Below are 4,161 nucleotides of genomic sequence, written 5' to 3'. Positions count from 1 at the left end.
GTCAGACAAGCGTCTGTTCGCCGCCGACAGCGCCAAATGGCAGGCCTCTGCCCCCTTGGTGATGCTGCCGCTTTGCGCCACCGCGCAAAAGAGGCGAAGGGTGACAAAGTCGAAGCGGCTGAGGTTGAAGCTTTTTTTCATGGCCTTATTTTTACCCTTCGCGAAACGCGAAGGCCACCCGATGAAATAGCAATTCCGTGTGACACGGATTGTTTTTATAGTCCCGCCATGTTTAATGGATTCCTTTGCAAACCATGAGTGCCTTGACTGGACTGAAAGTGGTCGAACTCGGCCAACTGATCGCGGGCCCCTTTGCGGCCAAAACACTGGCGGACTTCGGCGCCGATGTGGTGAAAATTGAAACCCCGAAGACGGGCGACCCGCTGCGCAAGTGGCGCTTGCTCAAAGACGGCACCTCTGTGTGGTGGCAAGTGCAGTCGCGCAACAAACGCTCGGTGGCGCTGGACCTGAAAGACCCTGCCGCACAAGACATCGTGCGCCAACTCGTCAAAGACGCGGATGTGCTGATTGAAAACTTTCGCCCTGGTGCGATGGAGGGCTGGGGCCTCGGGCCTGACGAACTGCTGGCTCTCAACCCACGCCTGATCATGCTGCGCATCAGCGGCTATGGGCAGACGGGGCCCTACCGTGACAAGCTCGGCTTTGGCGTGGTGGCCGAGGCCATGAGTGGTTTGCGCCACCTCACCGCCGAGCCGGGGCGTGTGCCGGTGCGGGTGGGCGTGAGCATTGGCGACACACTGGCTTCGCTGCACGGCGTGATGGGTATTTTGATGGCGCTGCATGAGCGTCAAACTAGCGGCCAAGGCCAAGTGATTGATGTGGCTTTGTACGAAGCGGTCTTCAACTGTATGGAGAGTTTGTTGCCCGAGTACAGCGCGTTTGGCGCCGTGCGCGAAGCCGCTGGCAGCGCCTTGCCCGGCATTGCGCCCAGCAACGCCTACCGCTGCATGGACGATGGCTATGTGCTGATTGCGGGCAATGGCGACAGCATTTTCAAACGCCTCATGCATACCCTCGGGCGTGATGACTTAGGGAACGACCCCGCACTCACCGACAACGCGGGCCGCGTCAAGCGTGTGGCCGAGATCGATGCAGCCATTGGCACTTGGACAGCGCAGCACACGGTAGAACAAGTGTTGGACGCTTTGGATGCAGCAGCTGTGCCCGCAGGCCGCATCTACACCGTGGCCGACATTGCGGCAGACCCGCATTACCAAGCGCGCGGCATGATTCAACAGGTGCAGATGGACGATGGCACCTCGTTGGCCGTGCCCGGCATCATCCCCAAACTCTCTCGCACCCCCGGCAGTCACCGCCGCAATGCGCCCACCATTGGGCAAGACACGGATGCGGTGTTGAACGAGATAGGTTTGACCGCTGCACAAATTCAAGCACTGAAAGACAAAGGTATCGTCGCATGACACGTATTTATTTCAACGAAGTCGTCACGCGTGATGGCTTTCAAATCGAGCCCGAGTTCATCGCCACCGATGACAAAATCGCGCTCATTGATGCGCTCAGTCAGTGTGGCTACGCCAAGATCGAGGCCACATCGTTCACCTCGCCCAAAGCCATTCCGATGCTGCGCGACGCCGCAGAAGTGATGGGCCGCATCACCCGAGTGCCCGGCGTGGAATACACCGTGCTGGTACCCAATTTGCGTGGTGCTGAACGCGCCATGGAGTCGCGTGCCGATGAGTTGAACTTGGTCATGTCGACCTCTGAAACGCACAACCTTGCCAATTTGCGCATGACTCGCGCTAAGAGTTTTGCCGCCTTAGAAGCCGTGATCCGGCATGTGGATGGCCGCACACCTATCCATGTGTCGCTGTCGACTTGCTTTGGTTGTCCTATGGAGGGCGAGGTTCCCGTGGCCGCTGTGCAGCATTTTGCGCAACGCTTTGCCGACTTAGGTGTGTGTGGCCTCGCGATTTGCGACAACCCGACATACGCAACAAAGCGGAAGACTCAGGTACGTCGGTTGAAGCCTTCACACCCGCGCAGCTAGGCGAGTTCACGCGCAAAGAACTCGACTACTGGGGCGGGGGGGGTGATCAAGTCGGCCAAGATCACCGCAGATTGAGGGCCCGCAACAGCCGCTGCGCGCTGTCTCAGGGGGGAGCGAATTGCTCGGTGCCCACAATGCCAATCTTTGTCAGGCCTTGGCGCTGGGCGCTGGCCAACACGCCCGCCACGGCTTCGTACTTGGCTTTGCCTTGGGCTTTGATATGCAGCTCGGGTTGTGGTTCTTGGGCTTTGGCTTCTAGCAACCGTGCATCGAGTGCGGCACGGTCAGGTAAGGGCTTGCCGTTCCAGTTGACCACGTTGCGTGCATCGACTTCGATGCGCACGACATTTGGTTTTTTCTGGGGTGGTGGGCTGCCTGCTGGCATGTCGAGGTTGATCGAGTGCAGTTGCACAGGGATGGTGATGATGAGCATGATGAGCAAGACCAGCATTACGTCAATCAACGGCGTGGTGTTGATGTCCATCATCACCTCGGGTTCGTCTTGGCTCTGGGTCAAGGAAGACAGGTTCATTGCCATGCTCAGTTCCCTTGCGGCGAAGCCGTGGATTGCCCCTGCGGGTCGGTGACGAACCTTACCTTGGTCAAGCCTGCCACTTGCGCGGCATAGAGCACGCGGCCCACGGCTTCAAAGTCGGTCTTGGCGTCGCCGCGAATTTGCACTTCAGGCTGCGGCGTTTTTTCGGCAAAGGTTTGCAGTTGCTTGATCAGGTCGGCGTTGCTGCGCATCGGTGCGTCATACAAATACACTTGGCCTTGCGCGTTGACCGACAAGATGATGTTGTCGGGTTTGGTTTCGCGGGGCTGCTGCACCTCGTGTGGCAGTTCCACTTTGACCGAGGTGGTGACCACGGGAATTGTGATGAGAAAGATGATGAGCAGCACCAACATCACGTCCACCAAGGGTGTGGTGTTGATGGTGGTCAACAAACCATCGTCGCCCTCGCTGGGGCCTAGGTGCATGGCCATGGGTTACTTGGCGTCCGAGTCCGATGCCGCAGAGCCCAGCAACACAGCGTGCAAGTCGGCGCCGAAGGCGTGGACTTCTTCCATCGCCACTTTGTTGCGACGCACCAACCAGTTGTAGCCCAACACCGCAGGCACCGCCACAGCCAAGCCAATGGCCGTCATGATGAGCGATTCACCCACGGGGCCAGCCACTTTGTCGATACTGGCTTGGCCTGACATGCCAATCTTCACCAGTGCGTTGTAAATGCCCCAGACCGTGCCGAACAAACCCACGAACGGTGCGGTCGAGCCCACGGTGGCGAGCACCGCCAAACCGTCTTGCATGCGGCTTTGCACATGGTTCATGGCACGCTGGATGCTCATGGTGACCCAATCGTTGAAGTTGATGTTGCCCAACAAGCCGGTGTGCTTGCCTGCGCTTTCCAAACCTTTTTCGGCGATGAAGCGAAAGGGACCGTCTGTCTCTAAACCATCCGTACCTTGGCGCACATTGCCTGCATTCCAAAAATTGTCTTGCGCGATTTTGGCGTAGCGCATGACGCGGTTTTGTTCGGCCAACTTGGTGAAGATGACGTACCAACTGCCCATGCTCATGATGACCAAAATGAGTAACGTGGCTTTGGCCACCCCATCGCCTTGCGCCCACAGGGCCGACAAGCCGTAGGGGTTGTCCAAGGCTTCTTCGGCCATGGCGCTGGCGCTGAACATCAGCGTGATGAGCGCCGTAGCGGCGCGTGTGAGAGTGTGTGTGGGGTACATGCTTTTCCTTTGGTAGGTGTGGTGCTTATTCCAAGCGCCATTTGTAGGTGATGCTGGCCCAGCTTTGCTCAGGCTTGCCGTCCACCGTGCCTGGGCGGAACTGGCATTTGGACAAAGCGTTGCGTGCGGCTTCGTCTAATCGGGTGAAGCCAGATGTTTTTTCAATCTCGGCTTGCAGCACACGGCCATCCACGCCAATCAAAAACTTCACCGTTACGGAGCCTTCTTCCTCCATGCGGCGTGAGGCGCTGGGGTAATCGGGCTTTGCGCAGTGCGCCCCGGGTTGGACGACGGCGCCTGTGCGAATGGCGGGGGCTGCTGGTGCCGCTGCCGCGGGGGGCGTTGGCGCTTGATTGACGGCTGTGGCAGGGGCGTTGGGGGCAGGC

Annotated in this window: 6 protein-coding genes and 1 pseudogene; 2 read left to right on the top strand and 5 right to left on the bottom strand. The window is 58.8% G+C overall.

What is annotated here, in order from left to right:
- Positions 1-141 (bottom strand): LysR family transcriptional regulator (locus RMS03_RS05220; RefSeq protein WP_310626041.1); only part of this gene is annotated, 141 nt, incomplete at its 3' end.
- A gap of 113 nt (positions 142-254) precedes the next feature.
- Here RMS03_RS05220 and RMS03_RS05215 point away from each other — a divergent pair.
- Positions 255-1,442, top strand: a complete 1,188-nt coding sequence (locus RMS03_RS05215; protein WP_310626039.1) for a CaiB/BaiF CoA-transferase family protein — start codon at positions 255-257, stop codon at positions 1,440-1,442.
- A pseudogene (locus tag RMS03_RS05210) lies at positions 1,439-2,005 on the top strand (hydroxymethylglutaryl-CoA lyase); the annotation flags it as partial. The gene RMS03_RS05215 and the pseudogene RMS03_RS05210, both read left to right, overlap by 4 nt.
- A 127-nt stretch (positions 2,006-2,132) precedes the next feature.
- Here the strand turns inward: RMS03_RS05210 and RMS03_RS05205 are convergent.
- From RMS03_RS05205 to RMS03_RS05190, 4 genes are all read right to left on the bottom strand, one after another.
- Entirely contained in the window at positions 2,133-2,567 is a 435-nt protein-coding gene (locus RMS03_RS05205; RefSeq protein WP_310626038.1) for a biopolymer transporter ExbD, read from the bottom strand.
- A gap of 2 nt (positions 2,568-2,569) precedes the next feature.
- Positions 2,570-3,016, bottom strand: a complete 447-nt coding sequence (locus RMS03_RS05200) for a biopolymer transporter ExbD (protein WP_310626037.1) — start codon at positions 3,014-3,016, stop codon at positions 2,570-2,572.
- Positions 3,017-3,019: 3 nt separating this feature from the next.
- Positions 3,020-3,775, bottom strand: coding sequence for a MotA/TolQ/ExbB proton channel family protein (locus tag RMS03_RS05195; RefSeq protein ID WP_405023501.1), 756 nt, complete (start codon positions 3,773-3,775; stop codon positions 3,020-3,022).
- 25 nt (positions 3,776-3,800) lie between these two features.
- A partial coding sequence (locus RMS03_RS05190; RefSeq protein ID WP_310626036.1) for an energy transducer TonB occupies positions 3,801-4,161 on the bottom strand: 361 nt, incomplete at its 5' end.

This window comes from Limnohabitans sp., from assembly GCF_031538885.1.
In the GTDB taxonomy this organism is placed as follows: domain Bacteria; phylum Pseudomonadota; class Gammaproteobacteria; order Burkholderiales; family Burkholderiaceae_C; genus Limnohabitans.
The sequence above is the reverse complement of the archived record's forward strand: the minus strand, read 5'-3'. Positions and strand labels throughout refer to the sequence as shown.

Excerpts from the sequence above, each read along its gene's own strand:
- RMS03_RS05195 (WP_405023501.1), bottom strand. The coding sequence starts at position 3,775 with ATGTACCCCACACACACTCTCACACGCGCCGCTACGGCGCTCATCACG.
- RMS03_RS05215 (WP_310626039.1), top strand. The coding sequence starts at position 255 with ATGAGTGCCTTGACTGGACTGAAAGTGGTCGAACTCGGCCAACTGATC.
- RMS03_RS05200 (WP_310626037.1), bottom strand. The coding sequence starts at position 3,016 with ATGGCCATGCACCTAGGCCCCAGCGAGGGCGACGATGGTTTGTTGACC.
- RMS03_RS05205 (WP_310626038.1), bottom strand. The coding sequence starts at position 2,567 with ATGGCAATGAACCTGTCTTCCTTGACCCAGAGCCAAGACGAACCCGAG.